19 protein-coding genes are annotated in these 15,794 nt (G+C 69.6%); 2 read left to right on the top strand and 17 right to left on the bottom strand.

The genetic code is table 11. The features are described 5' to 3' along the window. Positions 1-24: 24 nt before the first annotated feature. The 15 genes from OG429_RS24335 to OG429_RS24265 all read right to left on the bottom strand — a co-directional run bounded on the left by OG429_RS24335 (position 25) and on the right by OG429_RS24265 (position 11,034). Positions 25-336: a pore-forming ESAT-6 family protein gene (locus tag OG429_RS24335; protein WP_328926889.1), complete on the bottom strand. Its 312-nt coding sequence runs from the start codon at positions 334-336 to the stop codon at positions 25-27. A gap of 27 nt (positions 337-363) precedes the next feature. After that, positions 364-696, bottom strand: a complete 333-nt coding sequence (locus OG429_RS24330; protein WP_328926890.1) for a hypothetical protein — start codon at positions 694-696, stop codon at positions 364-366. A 589-nt stretch (positions 697-1,285) separates the two neighbouring features. Then, positions 1,286-1,924: an OmpA family protein gene (locus OG429_RS24325; protein WP_328927384.1), complete on the bottom strand. Its 639-nt coding sequence runs from the start codon at positions 1,922-1,924 to the stop codon at positions 1,286-1,288. A gap of 4 nt (positions 1,925-1,928) precedes the next feature. Continuing rightward, positions 1,929-2,522, bottom strand: coding sequence for a hypothetical protein (locus OG429_RS24320; RefSeq protein ID WP_328927383.1), 594 nt, complete (start codon positions 2,520-2,522; stop codon positions 1,929-1,931). 30 nt (positions 2,523-2,552) lie between these two features. Continuing rightward, a complete protein-coding gene (locus tag OG429_RS24315; RefSeq protein WP_328927382.1) occupies positions 2,553-3,182 on the bottom strand; it encodes a pilus assembly protein TadG-related protein in 630 nt (209 codons plus the stop codon). Further along, positions 3,179-3,379 carry a hypothetical protein gene (locus OG429_RS24310; RefSeq protein WP_328927381.1) on the bottom strand — a complete coding sequence of 67 codons (201 nt, stop codon included), beginning with the start codon at positions 3,377-3,379 and terminating at the stop codon, positions 3,179-3,181. The genes OG429_RS24315 and OG429_RS24310 overlap by 4 nt, the downstream gene beginning before the upstream one ends. Positions 3,380-3,489: 110 nt before the next feature. Further along, positions 3,490-4,182, bottom strand: a complete 693-nt coding sequence (locus tag OG429_RS24305; RefSeq protein ID WP_328927380.1) for a response regulator transcription factor — start codon at positions 4,180-4,182, stop codon at positions 3,490-3,492. A 3-nt stretch (positions 4,183-4,185) separates the two neighbouring features. After that, positions 4,186-5,076: a DUF5936 domain-containing protein gene (locus tag OG429_RS24300; protein WP_328930399.1), complete on the bottom strand. Its 891-nt coding sequence runs from the start codon at positions 5,074-5,076 to the stop codon at positions 4,186-4,188. Positions 5,077-5,092: 16 nt separating this feature from the next. After that, a complete protein-coding gene (locus OG429_RS24295) occupies positions 5,093-6,031 on the bottom strand; it encodes a type II secretion system F family protein (protein ID WP_328927379.1) in 939 nt (312 codons plus the stop codon). After that, a complete protein-coding gene (locus OG429_RS24290; protein ID WP_328927378.1) occupies positions 6,028-7,377 on the bottom strand; it encodes a CpaF family protein in 1,350 nt (449 codons plus the stop codon). Before OG429_RS24290 ends, OG429_RS24295 begins: the two co-directional genes overlap by 4 nt. Positions 7,378-7,379: 2 nt before the next feature. Next, positions 7,380-7,745, bottom strand: coding sequence for a TadE/TadG family type IV pilus assembly protein (locus tag OG429_RS24285; RefSeq protein WP_328927377.1), 366 nt, complete (start codon positions 7,743-7,745; stop codon positions 7,380-7,382). Position 7,746: 1 nt separating this feature from the next. Continuing rightward, positions 7,747-8,112, bottom strand: a complete 366-nt coding sequence (locus OG429_RS24280; protein ID WP_328927376.1) for a TadE/TadG family type IV pilus assembly protein — start codon at positions 8,110-8,112, stop codon at positions 7,747-7,749. A gap of 3 nt (positions 8,113-8,115) precedes the next feature. Beyond that, entirely contained in the window at positions 8,116-9,393 is a 1,278-nt protein-coding gene (locus tag OG429_RS24275; protein ID WP_328927375.1) for an AAA family ATPase, read from the bottom strand. 7 nt (positions 9,394-9,400) lie between these two features. After that, positions 9,401-10,102: a Flp pilus assembly protein CpaB gene (cpaB, locus tag OG429_RS24270; RefSeq protein WP_328927374.1), complete on the bottom strand. Its 702-nt coding sequence runs from the start codon at positions 10,100-10,102 to the stop codon at positions 9,401-9,403. A gap of 47 nt (positions 10,103-10,149) precedes the next feature. Beyond that, complete coding sequence (locus OG429_RS24265) at positions 10,150-11,034, bottom strand: hypothetical protein (protein ID WP_328927373.1); 885 nt, start codon at positions 11,032-11,034, stop codon at positions 10,150-10,152. A gap of 363 nt (positions 11,035-11,397) precedes the next feature. On the opposite strand from OG429_RS24265, the gene OG429_RS24260 reads away from it, so the two are divergent. Then, positions 11,398-13,092: a chitinase gene (locus tag OG429_RS24260; protein WP_328927372.1), complete on the top strand. Its 1,695-nt coding sequence runs from the start codon at positions 11,398-11,400 to the stop codon at positions 13,090-13,092. 127 nt (positions 13,093-13,219) lie between these two features. Further along, positions 13,220-14,554: a M14 family metallopeptidase gene (locus OG429_RS24255; RefSeq protein ID WP_328927371.1), complete on the top strand. Its 1,335-nt coding sequence runs from the start codon at positions 13,220-13,222 to the stop codon at positions 14,552-14,554. Positions 14,555-14,604: 50 nt separating this feature from the next. Here the strand turns inward: OG429_RS24255 and OG429_RS24250 are convergent, their stop codons facing one another. Further along, the gene (locus tag OG429_RS24250) at positions 14,605-15,015 is read right to left on the bottom strand and encodes a RidA family protein (protein WP_328927370.1); all 411 of its coding nucleotides are present in this window, start codon (positions 15,013-15,015) and stop codon (positions 14,605-14,607) included. After that, a complete protein-coding gene (locus tag OG429_RS24245; RefSeq protein WP_328927369.1) occupies positions 15,012-15,767 on the bottom strand; it encodes an IclR family transcriptional regulator in 756 nt (251 codons plus the stop codon). Before OG429_RS24245 ends, OG429_RS24250 begins: the two co-directional genes overlap by 4 nt. Positions 15,768-15,794: the final 27 nt, after the last annotated feature.

The following is a 15,794-nucleotide window of genomic DNA, read 5'->3' as shown; positions in this document are numbered from 1 at the left end:
GCTGCCCCGCTAAAACGATCCTGCTCAGCCGATGTTGTCGACCGCGGCCTTCGCCCGCTGCAGCGTCTGCTGCGCCGTGCCGTCGTTCTTCTCCAGCGTCGAATTCAGCAGCTGGATGATGTTCTTGACCTCCTGCGAGGCGTTCTTCCAGCGCGTTTCCTTGGCGTGGTAGTCGTCCGCCACACCATCCGCGGCGAAGTCCGACATCGCCTTCGCCACCTGCGCCTCGCGCGCCGCGATCACCTGCTCCAGCTGACCGATCACGACCTTGATGTTGCCCTGCGCCTCCGTCGAGGCGCCCACGTCGTACGAACGACGGTCCTTGTCACCAGCCATCACAACCACACTCCCCGTGAAGAAGAATCAGCGACCCGAGAAGCGGGCCGCGTCGAAGTTCGCCGCCGACTGCTGCTGCCGCGCGTTCTCGCCCTGCTCCTGGTCACCCGAACCGAAGGCCCGCTCCATGCCCGACTGACCGCCCAGGATCGCGGCCAGCGAAGCGTTGAGCTCCTTCGCGATGCCGTCCGAACGCGCCTTGAACGAGTCGAACGCCACCTTGCCCTGGCCGTTGAACTTGCCCTCCAGCGGCTGCGCCGCGTCCACCAGCAGCTTGATCAGCGTTCCCAGGTCCGTACTCGAATTCCGCGACCCCGACATCAGGCTCGTCAGAACCTGCGTCCCCATGTCGAACTTCATCCCACTCCCCCGCACACTCGAACGATCGTAAGTATGTCCAGTTCTATCAACTCACATCGCTCCTGCAACGAGCAACGGGCCGTCTGTGACCCACCTATGACAAACCACCAGGGGACGGGATTCCGGCTGGCCCGGACAATGAGGCCTCGGTCGAGGGCGAGTACTCATGCCCTCGACGCGGCGCTCGTCGCACGCTGTCGTGCACGGACCGCCAACGACATCGCCGCGGCCGACTCCTGACCGCGTCGATGGGGTACTCCGGTGGTTCGGGGCCGGCCCGACAGGGGACTCCGTATCCGCTCGCGGATCCGGCCGCCACGGCGGACGGCTGGACGGTCACAGGCAGTCCGCCTACGGCGCGCTCGGTCTGCCGCCCGCCGAACTGGCCGAACTGGAGGTCGCCCGGTCCGGACGCGGCCTGGCGATTGTGAACTGGAACGAACAGCCTGCCGACTCCCCGCCGAGCGAGCCACTGGTCGTCAACGTGAGCGACGAACGGCGACTACTACGGGTCTCTCGTGCCCGGGCAGAGCCCGCACAAAGGGACGTCAAGGCAGGCAGGGTCGGCCATCTCCCGGCCGACTGAGATTCAGCTGCCCGCGCTGCGGGGGAAGGTGATCTCGACGCGGCGGTTCTTCTTGCGGCCTTCCTCGGTGCTGTTGTCGGCGATCGGGTAGTCCTCGCTGTACCCGCGGACGTCGAAGACGACGCCGGGGTTGGTGACGGTCTTGGCCAGCTCGGCCTGCACCGCGTCGGCGCGCTGCTTGGACAGCTCCTTGCCGTGCTCGTAGCTGCCCTGGTCGTCGGTGAACCCGAAGACGCGGACGCGGGTCGCCTTCTGCGTGTTGATCTCGCCGGCGATGGCCTGGATGCGGGCCGCCGCCTGCGCGTTGAAGACGGCGCTGTTCTCGGGGAACAGCACCTCGGACTGCAGCGCCATCATGACGGTCTGATTGGTCTCCTGCCGCCGCTGCTCCCCACCGAGGTCTTCGACGACCTCAACCAGGTCGAGCACTTTGGGAGGAGCCAGCGTGCCCCCCTGGGGGAGCTTGAGCCCCGGGGAGTTGGGATTGACGATGACGGGAGCAGAGGCGGACGGCTCCACGCCGGGGGGCGTCGACGGCTTGACGTCGTCGGCGTAGGCACCGGTCGCGCCGACGAAATGCGTACCGGCAATGACCAGACCGATGACGGCCGTGGTTGCAGAGATGTGGTGGCGTTTAGTCATGGGGTCACCCGGAGATTTTGACGGTGGCCGTAGCGAAGGTGGGAAGGCTGAACTCGACCTCGGTGGTCGTTGCCGGTGGTGCGGGGAACTGAGCGAAGAAAACGACCGACTCCCCGGCACCAATGCGTGAGATTCCCGTGCTGCACGCGCACCGTCCTTCCGTGTCGCGCAGCACGAGGTACCGCTTCTTGCCTGCCTTGTCGACCAGACTGGCCCCTGCTACGGACGACCCGCTGGAGGTCAGTTCATTGCCCCGCCAGGGCGCAGTTGCGACGAACGCTTGTCCACCGGTGTTCTTGATCTGCCCGCTGACAGTCAGGTATCCATCGGTATCGCGCGCCGCCGAGTTGATCGTCAGAACGACGCCTGTGTCCCCGTTCATGGTCGCGAGCACCTCCGTAGGCTTGGGAGCCGACGTCTCGTTCGCGACTGGCGCCGACGAGCCGCTTCCCTGGGGCTGCGCAGCAGGCTTCTGCGAAGTACTCGCCTTGGGCTTGTCGTCGCTTCCGCCACCGCATCCGGCCAACGTGAGGGCTGAGACCGCCGCAACCACAACGGCCGCTCCACCGCGGACCTTCACCATGTGCCGCATGCTCATCTACGCCGCTTCCTTGTCTGTCATTCGCTGTCAGTCGACCAGTCGTACGTTGAAAAGTGCCCTCGCCAGCTGGGACAAAGGGCCTGGTTTCGCGGGATCCAACGTGAGGGTCTTCCCACGGCACACGAAGGTGACACTCCGTTCCCCAGGCGAAAGCGTTGGGCTCGGTGCCGGTGTGGGTGTTGGAGCTGGTATTGGTGCCGAGCGCAGAGAGCATCGCGGTTCGATCAGGGCCTTGGCTGTGGCTTTGCCTGATATGTCACCGGTCCCCGGAACGACCGAGATCCCGACGGTGTCTTTGGTCGTGACCCTGACTGTGAACTCGGGGATCGCCGGTTTGCACTCCGCAGTGGCATCGTTCAAGGCGGCAAATTCGACAGCCTTTCCGCAGGCGCCCCGCTCATCGAGCAGATCACCGTTGGCGATCTTCTCCCAGTCGGCAGGCTTGAGATCAAGCAAGTCGAGGCCCAGGAATACGTTGTCCCTGGCTTCGCGGGCAGCAGCCAGTGCTGCGGCATCAGCGGCGCCCTGTGCGTTGCTTCGGGTAGCCCCGGCCATGCCCACGACGAAGAACGCGAAGGCGGCGAAGAGCAGACCCGCTACCACCACGATGTAGATGGGGAAGGCCTGCCCCCGGTCGTCGGCCGCCCTGGCGGTCACTTGCCGGCAGTGATGCTCTCGACTTGCTGCGCAATCTTGGAGGTGATGTTGGCGCCGATGCCCGTACCCACGATCGCCCCGATGATGACCACCACCACCAGGATGATCCCCAGGTATTCGAACGCCGTCTGGCCGCGATCCCTCGTGCCTGTGCCCGCGTAGCGCTTCCGCATCCTTGCCAGGGTGTTCTGCAGCATGGGGGTCCCCTCCCGGGCCGGTACCGGTGTCGATTTGCGGACGGTACGGTGAGTTACCTCTCGTGACCAAGGGTCCCGGGGCCCAAATACGGACCCATTGCGCACTCCGTCTACCCATGACCGGTCACTCCTGGACGGGCGGTTCCCAGCCAGCGGGCTATGGCCTCGCTGCGGGTGGTGCTGTGGAGCTTGGCGAAGATGCGGTTGATGTGGTTCTTGACCGTCTTCTCGCTGATGAAGCAGGTGGCGGCGATCTGCTGGTTGTTCATCCCGGATGCGATCAGTTCCATGACCTCCACCTCCCGCGAACTCAGCCCGAAGACAACAGAGTTGTTCATCCGCTCAGAAGAGGGTGCCACAGTTCGTTGCGCTTGCGAAGAGGACCTCAGCTCGGCGAGCAGTGCGCTCGCCGCCGTCGGCGTGAAGTGGGGGCGGCCCTCGGGGGCGTCGCGGATCGCGCTGAGCAGGACGTCGGCCGTGAATTCGCCGTGCACCAGGTAGCCGCCGGCCCCCAACAGCAGGGTCTCCCGGACGATTTCGGCTTCCGTGCTGTACGTCAGCATCAGTACGGGAGCCAGCTGCACCAGGTGCGGCAGCGCGGAGATCCCGTCCACCCCCGGCATCCGGACGTCCAGCAGGATCACGTCCGGAGCATGTCGGCGGGTCAGGCTCAGTGCCTCGCGGCCGTCCGCCGCCTGCGCTATGACCTCGATGTCCTCGGCCTCGCACAGGATGGCCGCCAGGCCCGCCCTGATCACCGGGTTGTCATCCGCGATGAGCACGCTCAGTCGTGCCGGTGCCACGGCTCAGCCACCCCCCAGCATCGCGCCGAAGTCGACGTTCGCCCCGTAGACGAACCCGCAGACCAGGAGGATGAGCGTGCCCGGGAGCATGAACATGGTGACCGCGAACGTCGCCTTCGGGACGGCCCGGGCCGCGCGCCGGCGGGCGTTCTGGGCGTCCGTGCGGCGCATGTCCTCGGCGATCGCGATCAGGGTCTCCACGATCGGGGAGCCGAGTTCCTCGCCCTGCTGCAACGCCGTCACGAACTGCGCGACCTGTTCGCTGTCGTTGCGCCGCCGCAGCTCGTCGAAGGCCTGGCGGCGGCTCACGCCCATGTCCATCTGCTGCAGGGTGATGCGGATCTCGTCCGCCCACGGGCCCTCGTACTTGTGCGCCACGCGGTCCAGCGCCTGCCGGAAGCCGAGCCCGGCGCTCACCACCACCGCGAGCACGTCCAGGAAGTCCGGCAGGGTCCGCTCGATGTGGTCGCGGCGGACCCGGATCGCCGACCACAGCCCGACCTCGATCCAGAACAGGCCGAAGGCGACCATCAGCAGGGCCGGTACGAGCTGCCCGTTGATCAGCATCGAGAAGGCGCCGAGGGCGCCCAGCAGCCCGTACACCGCGCGCCGGGCCGCGTAACGGTCGATCGTGAGGCCGGCCGGGTTGCCCGCCATGTCGATCTGGCGGCGCTTGCGGGCCACCTGTTTCGGGCCCATCAGGCGCAGTACCAGCGGCGCCCAGCGGATGCCCATCCGGTCCACGAGCGAACCGACCGCCGTCGTACGGGTGGCACCGACCTCCAGCGCGAGGGCGAGGTCGGTCGGCAGCTTGACGTCGGCCCGGTAGAGCCGGACACCGTGGAAGACGCCGAAGACGGACACCGCCACGAGCACGGCCAGGAGTAGAGCGATCACGCCGGCAGCCCCCTCACACGTCGATCTTGGACAGGCGGCGGATGAGGACGAAGCCGAGCGTGAAGAGCCCGAGCGCGACCAGGACCGCGGTCTGCCCGATGAAGGCCCCCGTCATCCGGTCCAGCGCGCCCGGCATCATCATGTCCACCAGCAGCAGCGAACCGAGGCCGATGGCCGGAACCAGGTACGCCGTCACCGTCACCTGGGACAGCTGCGTACGGATCTCCCGGCGGGTCTCCTTGCGCTGCTCCAGCGTCACGGTGAGGTTGCGCAGGCTCTCCACGATCGTGCCGCCCGCACGGGCGGACAGGACGAGCGTGGAGACCAGCACGACCAGTTCGCGCGAAGGCAGCCGCTCGGTCAGTTCGCCCAGGGAGTCCTCGATGGAGTGGCCGACGGCGAGGCGGTCGGCGACGCGCGCCAGTTCCTCGCCCGCCGGGGCCTCCAGCTCCTCGGCCGCGATGCCGATGGCCGTACGCAGGGCCAGCCCGGCCTGGGTGGCGTTGGCGAGGATCCGGGCGAGCTCGGGGAGCTGGTTGATGAACCGCTCCGTACGGCGGGTCCGCTGCCAGTTGAGGAAGGCGTTCGCCGCCCACAACCCGATCAGGCCCGCCACCGGGCCGAAGAACGGCGCCAGGAAGGAGGCCGCGACCAGCCAGACGCCTGCGACCGCCAGCAGCATGTAGACGAAGAACTCGCCCGGCGTCAGGTCCAGGCCCGTCGTCGCCAGCTTGATCTCGATGCGGCGGCCGAGCCCCGTCTTCCTCAGTCGCCGGTCGACCCCGGGGAAGCGGCGCCGCCTGCCCGCCGGGGGCGGTGCGCCGGTGGCCGAGAGGCGTTCGATGAGGGCGGCCCGCTGCGCGCGGCCCGCCATGTACGCGTGCACGCCGAAGATCACGAGTACGCAGGCCAGCAGCGTGGCGCCGAGGGTGAGGAGGATACTTACGTTCACAGGGCGGTCCGTGTGATGTGCGGGGTCGTGAGCGGGTCGTCCGGCAGCGCGACCCCGAAGGCCTGCGGGATCGGCTGGTTGTTCATGTAGAGCCGGTCCGCGATGGGCCGGGGCAGCGGGTAGTACTCGAAGAAGCCGTACACCCTCCCGTCCGCGCCCATCGGCTGGGCCACGAACCGGCAGACCGTCGTGATCCGGAAGGGCTCGCGGCCGTGCGATTCGAGGATGGAGATCTCCGTGATGCGGCGCGAGCCGTCGCCGAAGCGGGTGAGCTGCACGATGACGTTGACGGCGCTGTTGATCTGGTCCTGGAGCGCCTCGAAGGGGATCTCGACCTCCGACATGGAGGCGAGGGTCTGCAGGCGCATCAGGGCGTCCGAGGAGCTGTTGGCGTGCACGGTGGCGAGGGAGCCGTCGTGACCGGTGGACATCGCCTGGAGCATGTCGAGCGTCTCCCCGCCGCGCACCTCGCCGACGATGATGCGGTCGGGGCGCATGCGCAAGGAGTTGCGCACGAGGTCGCGGATGGTGATCTGGCCCTTGCCCTCGACGTTCGCCGGGCGGGACTCCAGGCGGATGACGTGGGCCTGCTGGAGCTGGAGTTCGGCCGAGTCCTCGATGGTGATGATGCGCTCGCCCTCCGGGATCAGGCCGGAGAGGGCGTTGAGGAGGGTCGTCTTGCCGGTGCCGGTGGCCCCGGAGACGATCAGGTTCATCTTGGCCGCCACGAGGCCGGACAGCAGCAGGAGCATCTGCTCGTCGAGCGAGCCGAGCGCGATCATCTCGTGCAGGGTGAAGGCGCGCGGGAAGCGGCGGATCGTGAGGGTGGCGCCGGTCAGGGAGAGCGGCGGGATGATCACGTTGACGCGTTCGCCGCTGGGCAGCCGGGCGTCGACCATCGGATTGGCCTCGTCCACCCGGCGGTTGACGGTGGAGACGATGCGCTCGATGGTCTGCATCAGCTGTTCGTGCGAGGCGAAGCGCAGCGGGAGCTGCTCGACGCGGCCGGACCGCTCCACGAAGATCTGGTCGGGGCCGTTGACCATGATCTCGGAGATCGAGGGGTCTTCGAGGAGCGGTTCGAGCACACCGAGCCCGAGAGCCTCGTCGACGACGCGACGGATCAGCTGCGCGCGCTCGGCGGTGGAGAGCACCGGCCCTTCGCGGCTGATGATGTGGCCGAGTACGCGCTCCAGGCGCGCCCGTCGCTCGGCGGGCGCGAGCGCGGACATCTCGGCGAGGTCGATCTCCTCCAGCAGCTTCGCGCGGTACGAGGAGACCAGCCGGCCGTCCTCGCGCGGGCCGTGCCGGTCGTCGGGGGTGTTGACCCGGGAACGCAGGCTCATCGTCAGGGGCCCTTCGGATCGTCGTTGGGCATGACCGCGGTTGCCACGGCGTCCGGGATGTCGAGCCCGGGCACGATGGCATTGATCTTGATGGTCACCGTCGCGGTCACCGCGTCGCCTCCGGAAGGCACCTTGACGTCCGCGGCAAGCCCTTCACGGATGGCGGCCCGTCCTGCGGCCTCGCCCCTGCCGCGGTGCTGGGCCTCGACCCGCGCCGCCGTACGGGCCGCGTTGTCGGCCTGCTCATGGACGTACGCGACCCAGCCCAGCTGGATCCCGCACAGCGCGACGAACAGCAGGATCGGTACGAAGCCGATGTATTCGATGGCCACTTGCCCCCGGTCGGAGCGCATGCGTCGCCCGTTCATGTCACTCCGTCTCCCTCTCCATCGCCGCGCCGCCCGTGCCGTCGATCCAGCCGAAGTTGAGCCCCGGAAAGAGGACGGGGATCTTCAGCGAGACTTTCGCCTTGTAGATGTCGCCCTGCTTCTGACATGTGGGGGGAGCCATGTCCCACGCCGCCGAGATGTGCTTCCCCGCCGCCGCCACGCACGCGGCGTCCCCCGTCACCGCCCCCGCCCGCGCCGCCTCGTCCGCCGCGTTGCCCGCCAGGGAGAACGCGTAGCCGATCAGCACGCACTCCCACACCGCCGCCACGAGCAGCAGGATCAGCGGCACCGTGCCGACGAATTCGACCGCCACCTGGCCCTCGTCCCTCGGTCTCCCCGGCGGCATGCGTCAGCCCTCCCGGCCCCGGCGCAGCCGCGCCACCGGGCCCGAGGCGCGGACCGCGAGCGAGGCGCCCGGAGCGGGCGCGGCCGTCGGTGCGGCGGCCTCCGGGGCGGCCAGCAGGCCCAGTTCGCCCGCCAGGGTCCAGAGGGCCTGCTTCACCGTCGAGCGGTTGTCCAGGTCCTGGACCCGGCCGGCGTCCACCACGGCCTGGAGTTCCTTGAAGGCCGCCGGGACCGGGGTGCGGGTGGCACGGGTCTTGGTGATCTTCTCGATCAGGGCGGGCTGGATCTCGGTGTGCTTGCTCCAGCGGTTGACGACCATCGCGGTGTCCTCCGCCTTGCGCACCTGGAGCCGCTCCCACATCCGGACCATCCGCTTGGCGGCCCGCACCGCGACCACGTCCGGGGTGGTGACCAGTACGGCCACGTCCGCCGTCTCCACCGCGGCGGCGTTCGCGCCCGTCACTTGCGTTCCGCAGTCGATGACGACGAGTTCGTAGCGGCCGCGCAGGGCGCCGATGATGTGCCGGGCGGCCCGCTCGTCGACATCCTCGCCCCGTTCGCCGTCCGCCGGGGCCAGCAGCAGCGCCAGCCCGGTGCGGTCGTCGTAGACGGCGTCCTGGAGGACCCGCGGCGAGACGTCCTGGATCCCGGCGAGGTCGGCGATGGAGCGCCGGAACTGCACGTCGAGGTACGAGCCGACGTCGCCCGCCTGGAGGTCCATGTCGACCAGTGCGGTACGCCGCCCCGAGGCGGCCGCGGCCAGCGCGAACTGGACGGCGGTAAAGGTGGTGCCCACGCCCCCCTTGGCCCCGGTGACCGTGACGACCCGGCCGCCGGGCCCCGCCGGGAAGGCCTCGGCCGCGCCCCGCCCGAGGTGGCGGCGTACGCCGACGGACCACTGGGCCGCGGCCTGGACGCGCGCGGCGAGTTCGTCGTAGGAGAGCGGGAGCCCGATCAGGCCCCGCGCGCCCGAGTCCATCGCGGCGGAGAAGAGGGCCGGTCCGGCGTCCGAGGAGACCAGGACGACGCCGACCGCCGGGAAGCGCAGGGCCACCTCCCGGATGAGGTCCAGGGCGGGCACCGGGCCGATCCGCTCGTGGACGAGGACGACCTCGGGGAGTTCGTCGATCGACTCCGCGGCGAGGCGGGCCAGGGTGTCCAGCAAGGACGTGGAATCGGGGACCGGTGCGGCCGGCTCCGAGGCCGGGAGCTGGCTGAGCAGGGTCACGAGGACGCGCGCGGCGTCGGGGTCGTCGGCCGCGGGGAGGATTCGGGTGGTCATGCGCGCCTCACTTGTCCCCGTCGAGGGTGTACGTACGGTCGCCCGGGCTGGGCGCCGAGTCGGTGCCGGGGGCGACCAGGGCCAGGCGTACGTGCTCCGCGAAGGACTCGGCGTACGCGACGCGCTGGGTGTCCTTGGTGTTCAGGGCGAAGGTGATCGGGACGGCCTCGGCCGGCCCCTTGCGGTCGCTGTCCTTGTCCAGGGCGGTGAGCTTGCCGACGCCCAGGACCCGGGCGTTGGCGACGATGATCACCGACCGCGAGGGGTCGGTGTCCTTGGCGCCCTTGAAGGTGGCGATGATGTTGACCTTCGCGCCGGAGGTGATCTTGCCGGCCACGCCCGTCGCCGCGTCGATCATGATGGCGATCTCCTGCTCGCCGGCCTGCAGCTGCGGCCGGTCGACGAACATGTCCGCCTGGAGCAGCGAGCCCTTCTTCAGGGTGGTCAGCGCGATCTTGTCGCGGAGGGCGCCCAGGTCGGTGACGGCGGTCTCCGACAGCCACCGCTTGGGGATCCTGACCTCCTCGAACTGCCCGGCCGTGAGCGGGCTGTACGGCGCTATGTCGCCCTTGGCCCGGTACGCGGCGACCTCGGCGCCGACCTTGGAGTTGACGTCGCCGATCACCACGAGGACTCCGGCGAAGGCCCCCAGGGCGCACAGGACCGACAGGAGCAGCAGAATGACGCCGCGGCGCTGGCGTGAGTTCATGGGCCGAAGTACCTCGCCGTTCTTCGTTCGTTCGATGTGTCGGTCGGTCAGGGTCTGGATCGGGCGGTGCTCGCGGGCGCGGCCTGCGGGGGCGGTGCGCTCAGGGGTGCGGCGCAGAAGCCGCAGCGGTCGCCGATGAGTTCGAGGCCGCACCAGCGGCACTCCTCGCGGCGGACCGAGGCGACGAGCTGGTAGAGGACGGACAGGTCCGGGATGCCGGCCGCGAACTCGACGAGCTTGGGGGTGCCCCACCAGCCGGGTGAGTCGGCCGGCAGCGGGTTCTCCATGACGCCCTGCACCTGCCAGGCGGGGGCGAGTTCGGCCGCCACCCAGTCGGAGGTGAGCTGGCCGCGGGCGAAGGTGAGGTGGGTGGCGAACTCGGGCCCGGCCGGCAGGGCGCCTCCGCCGCCGTGCGCCCCGGCGGTCCCCAGCTTCGCCAGGTGCGGAGTCGGGTGGGCGAGTACGGCGAACTGCGCGCTCGGCGACCACGACCTGGCGTGCGCCTTGAGCCCGACCGGGACCCGGTCGAGTTTGGCGACCGAGCCCAGCAGGGCGCCCGCGTAGATGTAGTGGGACAGCAGCCGTGCCGCGGAGGCGACGACTCCGGGGCTGAAGTCGCAGACGCTGAGCTGGCGCAGCTGACGTACCAACAGGGCGGTGCCCAGGGGCGGCAGATCGATCCCGAGGAGCGCGATCCGGTCGGTTTCGAGGATGGCCCGTACGGTGTGCAGCCGCTGGACGGTGGCGCGCGGGAGCCAGGGCGGTACGACGGCCACGAGATGGCCGTGCCGCTCCAGCAGCGCGCCGGTCTCGGCGAGCGCACCCTCCAGGTCCTGCCGCTCGGGCGGGTGCAGTACGGCGGCCCCGGGCGTGTGCCGGTCAGGGGCCGGCAGTACGAGATCGGCGCTGGTGACAGCGATGGCGGTCGGCACGCGAATCCCCCCGTTCACCCCGTGCGCGACGGCCGTTCGCGTAGCCGCCGCACACACGCACACACTGCGCGACCGCAAACGATCGACGCTCTTCCCCCCTTGCCCCAGCACCATATCCGCGTCCCCGCTGGCAGGGCAGGGGCTTGGGAATTCCCGTGTTGACAGCCTGTGTCACAGGTGGCGGGAAACCCGGACAACAGGGATCGGAGCGTCGGCCATTTCCAGCCACATTGCAAAGACCCTTGACACCGGGATTGGTCTGGACCAACTTGGCTCCGCCGGACCGTTTTCCGGGGCGCCCCCACGCGCCCCTCCTTCTCCCCCCTTCTCCTCATCCCCATTCCTCCCCCCACCGGAGCCCACGTGAACCGCATACGCTCCCTCGCCCTCCTCGGCGCCGCCACCCTCGCCGCGGGCGGCCTCACGGCCCTCGCCACCGGTACCGCGCAGGCCGCGGACGTCAACGTCGCCCGCAACGGCGGCTTCGAGTCCGGACTCGCCAACTGGTCCTGTTCCGGCGGAAGCGGCGCTTCCGTCTCCTCGCCGGTCTACGCCGGAGCCGGCGCCCTCAAAGCCACCCCGGCGGGCCAGGACAACGCCCGCTGCAGCCAGACCGTCACGGTCAAGCCGAACTCGACGTACACGCTGAGCACGCAGGTCCAGGGCAGTTACGTGTACCTCGGCGCGACCGGCACCGGCACCCAGGACGTGTCGACCTGGACCCCCGGCTCGGGCTCGGGCTGGCAGAAGCTCTCCACCACCTTCACCACCGGCCCCAGCACCACCCAGGTCACCGTCTACACCCACGGCTGGTACGGCCAGCCGGCGTACGTCGTGGACGAGTTCAGCGTCTTCGGCCCGGACGGAGGGGGCGGCACCGACCCCGGCCCGGGCATCCCCGGCGCTCCCGCCGGGACCGCCGTTTCCGGCCAGAGCGCGAGCGGGCTCACCCTTTCGTGGAACGCGGTCGGCGGGGCCACCGGCTATTACGTGTATCAGGACGGCACCCGCGTCCGGACCGTGTCCGGGACCTCGGCCCAGATCACCGGACTCGCGGCCTCGACCTCGTACTCGTTCCAGGTGAGCGCGTACAACGGGGCGGGCGAGGGCCCCAGGTCCGCGAGCGTCACCGGCACCACGACCGGCGGCGGCGGTCCGAACCCGAACCCGGCCGTCCCCAAGCACGCGCTGACCGGCTACTGGCAGAACTTCAACAACGGAGCGACGGTCCAGAAGATCTCCGACGTCTCCGCCCAGTACGACATCATCGCCGTCTCCTTCGCCGACGCCACGACCACGCCCGGCGCCATCACCTTCAACCTCGACTCGGCCGGCCTCGGCGGCTACACCGTCGCCCAGTTCAAGTCGGACATCGCCGCGAAGAAGGCGGCCGGCACGTCGGTCATCCTCTCCATCGGCGGCGAGAAGGGCACCATCTCCGTGGGCGACTCCGCCTCCGCGAACAACCTCGCGAACTCGGCGTACGCGCTGATGCAGGAGTACGGCTTCTCCGGCATCGACATCGACCTGGAGAACGGCCTGAACCCGACCTACATGACGCAGGCGCTGCGCGCGCTGTCGGCGAAGGCGGGCTCCTCGCTCGTCATCACGATGGCCCCGCAGACCATCGACATGCAGTCCACGCAGGGCGGCTACTTCAGGACGGCGCTGAACATCAAGGACATCCTCACCGTCGTCAACATGCAGTACTACAACAGCGGCTCGATGAACGGCTGCGACGGCAAGGTCTACTCCCAGGGCTCGGTGGACTTCCTCACCGCGCTGGCCTGCATCCAGCTGGAGGGCGGCCTCGACCCCTCCCAGGTGGGCATCGGGGTCCCGGCCTCGCCGAGCGGGGCGGGCAGCGGCTACGTCTCCCCGACCGTCGTGAACAACGCCCTGGACTGCCTGACCAGGGGCACGGGCTGCGGATCCTTCAAGCCGTCGAAGACCTACCCGGGGCTGCGCGGCGCGATGACCTGGTCGACGAACTGGGACGCCAAGGCGGGTAGCGCTTGGTCCAACGCGGTGGGTCCGAAGGTCCACGGCCTCCCGTAGGCGGTAGGTGTGTGGGGGTGGCCGGTTTCGGTTCGGCGGACAGAGCGGGTCCTTGACCGGAACATGCCACGAGAGCACGCTGTGCGCGTCCGCACGGCACCCCCACACTCCCCACCCAGGAGAACGCATGCGGCTTCAGACCCGCCGAAGGGCCGCCGTCACGGCGGCCCTGCTGGCGCTCGCGCTCGGCGCACCCGCCTACGGCATGAGCGCGACGGCATCACCACCGCCCACCCCGTCCACCGCCACCCAGGACGAGGCGATCGTCCAGTACCGGATCCACGGCCCCTCCACGGCCGCCGACCGCACCGCGCTGCTCCGCACGGGCGTGTCGATCGACGAAGTGGACGACCACACCGTCGTGGTGAGCGCCGACACCATGCAGGCCAAGAACCTGCGCGCGCTCGGCTACCGGCTCACCGCCCTGCCCGGGCCGCCGGACCGCACCCTGCCCGGGATCGCGGCGGGCACCATGGACTTCCCCTCGGCGGACTCCAAGTACCACAACTACGCCGAGGCGAACGCGGAGATCGACCAGCGCATCGCCCAGTACCCCGGGATCATGAGCAAGCGCGTGATCGGGAAGTCGTACCAGGGCCGCGACCTCATCGCGATCAAGATCAGCGACAACGTCGCCACCGACGAGGCCGAGCCCGAGGTGCTCTTCACCCACCACCAGCACGCCCGCGAGCACCTGACCGTGGAAATGGCCCTGTACCTGCTCAAGGAGTTCGGCTCCAAGTACGGCACCGACTCCCGGATCACCAACGCGGTCAACGGCCGCGAGATCTGGATCATCCCGGACCTCAACCCGGACGGCGGCGAGTACGACATCGCCACCGGCTCCTACCGCTCCTGGCGCAAGAACCGCCAGCCCAACTCCGGCTCCTCGTACGTCGGTACGGACGAGAACCGGAACTGGAACTACAAGTGGGGCTGCTGCGGCGGCTCCAGTGGCAGCAAGAGCTCCGAGACCTACCGCGGCGCGGCCGCCGAGTCGGCCCCCGAGGTGAAGGTCGTCTCGGACTTCGTCCGCAGCCGGGTCGTCGGCGGCAAGCAGCAGATCACGGCCGCGATCGACTTCCACACGTACAGCGAGCTGGTCCTGTGGCCGTTCGGCTGGACCTACAACGACACCGCGCCCGGCATGACCGCGGACGACCTCGCCGTGTACAAGAAGATCGGCACCAGCATGGCGGCCAGCAACGGCTACACCCCGGAGCAGTCGAGCGACCTGTACATCACGGACGGCACCATCGACGACTGGCTGTGGGGCAACCAGAAGATCTTCTCCTACACCTTCGAGATGTACCCGGCGAGCTCCGGCGGCGGCGGCTTCTACCCGCCCGACGAGGTGATCGACCGCGAGACGGTGCGCAACAAGGACGCGGTGCTCCAGCTGCTGGAGAACGCGGACTGCATGTACCGCTCGATCGGCAAGGAAGCCCAGTACTGCCCGTAGTCCTCTGTGAACGGGGCGCCCCACCGCCAGGGGGGCGCCCCTGCGGCATGTCAGCCGAGCACAGCCAGCGCGTCGATCTCGATGAGCAGCCCGGCCGGCAGCCCGACGTACACGGTGGTGCGGGCGGCGGGGGCCTCCTTCAGGCCCCGCTCCTCGAAGTAGGCGTCGTAGATCTCGTTCATCTCGCCGAAGTGGCCGGTGTCCGTCAGGTAGACGCGGATCATCATCACGTCGTCCCAGCCCGCGCCGCCGGCCTCCAGTACGGAGCGGACGTTCTCCAGCGTCTGGAGGGTCTGCTCGCGCAGCGTCGGCCCGGCGGGGGTGGGCGGCTGCCCGTCGACGTGCGGGAGGAAGCCGACCTGGCCGGCGACCTGCAGGACGTTCCCCTTGCGCACGCCGTGCGAGAACTTCGCGGGCGGGGTGGTGTGGGTGCCGGGGGTGATGGCGGTCTTGACGGTCACGGGGTGGCCTCCTGGGTTCCCGAGTAGTCCTGGCTGATGGCGTCCGCGGTACGGAGTACCAGCGGCAGCAGTTCGAGCAGTCCGTCGGCGCTGACCACCACGCTGGGCGCGGACACCGACAGCGCGGCGGCGACCCGCCCGGCGGGCCCGTACACGGGCGCGCCGAGGCAGTTGATGGACTCCTCGTGCCCCCCGAGGTCGGTGGCCCAGCCCTGGTCCCGTACGAGGTCCAGCTCGCGGAGGAACGCGGCGGCGTCCGGGGTGGAGCGGGCGGTGTACCGCGGGTACTCGATCCGCCCGGCGAGGCTCCTGCGCTCGGGCTCGGGGAGGTCGGCGAGGAGCAGCTTGGCGACGGCGGCGACGGTGAGGGGCACGGGCTTGCCGATGCGGGAGTACATGCGGACCGGGTAGCGGCTGTCGACCTTGTCGATGTACACGACCTCGTCGTCCTGGAGGAGGGCGAGGTGGACGGTGTGCCCGGTGACCTTGTTCAGCTCGACGAGGTGGGGGTGCGCGACCTCCCGGACGTCGAGGTTCTCGACGGCCTCGGCGGCGAGCGCGAACAGCTGTGCGCCGAGCCGGTAGCGGCCGTCGGGCTGCCGGTACACGAACCCGCGCTCGTGCAGGGTGCGCAGCAGGCGCAGTGCGGTGCTCTTGTGCACGCCGAGCTCGTCGGCGACCGCCCCGAGCCCGGCAGGACCCTTGGCGAGCAGCGGCAGGATCGCGAGCGCCCGTTCCACGGACTGGCTCATCCCTCGTCCTCTCGTACGGTCGCTGCG

Source organism: Streptomyces sp. NBC_00190, assembly GCF_036203305.1.
GTDB lineage: Bacteria > Actinomycetota > Actinomycetes > Streptomycetales > Streptomycetaceae > Streptomyces.
The sequence above is the reverse complement of the archived record's forward strand: the minus strand, read 5'-3'. Positions and strand labels throughout refer to the sequence as shown.

Coding starts and splice junctions, on each gene's coding strand:
- OG429_RS24335 (WP_328926889.1), bottom strand. CDS start 336: ATGGCTGGTGACAAGGACCGTCGTTCGTACGACGTGGGCGCCTCGACG.
- OG429_RS24285 (WP_328927377.1), bottom strand. CDS start 7,745: ATGAACGGGCGACGCATGCGCTCCGACCGGGGGCAAGTGGCCATCGAA.
- OG429_RS24280 (WP_328927376.1), bottom strand. CDS start 8,112: ATGCCGCCGGGGAGACCGAGGGACGAGGGCCAGGTGGCGGTCGAATTC.
- cpaB (WP_328927374.1), bottom strand. CDS start 10,102: ATGAACTCACGCCAGCGCCGCGGCGTCATTCTGCTGCTCCTGTCGGTC.
- OG429_RS24325 (WP_328927384.1), bottom strand. CDS start 1,924: ATGACTAAACGCCACCACATCTCTGCAACCACGGCCGTCATCGGTCTG.
- OG429_RS24290 (WP_328927378.1), bottom strand. CDS start 7,377: ATGAGCCTGCGTTCCCGGGTCAACACCCCCGACGACCGGCACGGCCCG.
- OG429_RS24255 (WP_328927371.1), top strand. CDS start 13,220: ATGCGGCTTCAGACCCGCCGAAGGGCCGCCGTCACGGCGGCCCTGCTG.
- OG429_RS24330 (WP_328926890.1), bottom strand. CDS start 696: ATGAAGTTCGACATGGGGACGCAGGTTCTGACGAGCCTGATGTCGGGG.
- OG429_RS24275 (WP_328927375.1), bottom strand. CDS start 9,393: ATGACCACCCGAATCCTCCCCGCGGCCGACGACCCCGACGCCGCGCGC.
- OG429_RS24320 (WP_328927383.1), bottom strand. CDS start 2,522: ATGAGCATGCGGCACATGGTGAAGGTCCGCGGTGGAGCGGCCGTTGTG.
- OG429_RS24310 (WP_328927381.1), bottom strand. CDS start 3,379: ATGCTGCAGAACACCCTGGCAAGGATGCGGAAGCGCTACGCGGGCACA.
- OG429_RS24245 (WP_328927369.1), bottom strand. CDS start 15,767: ATGAGCCAGTCCGTGGAACGGGCGCTCGCGATCCTGCCGCTGCTCGCC.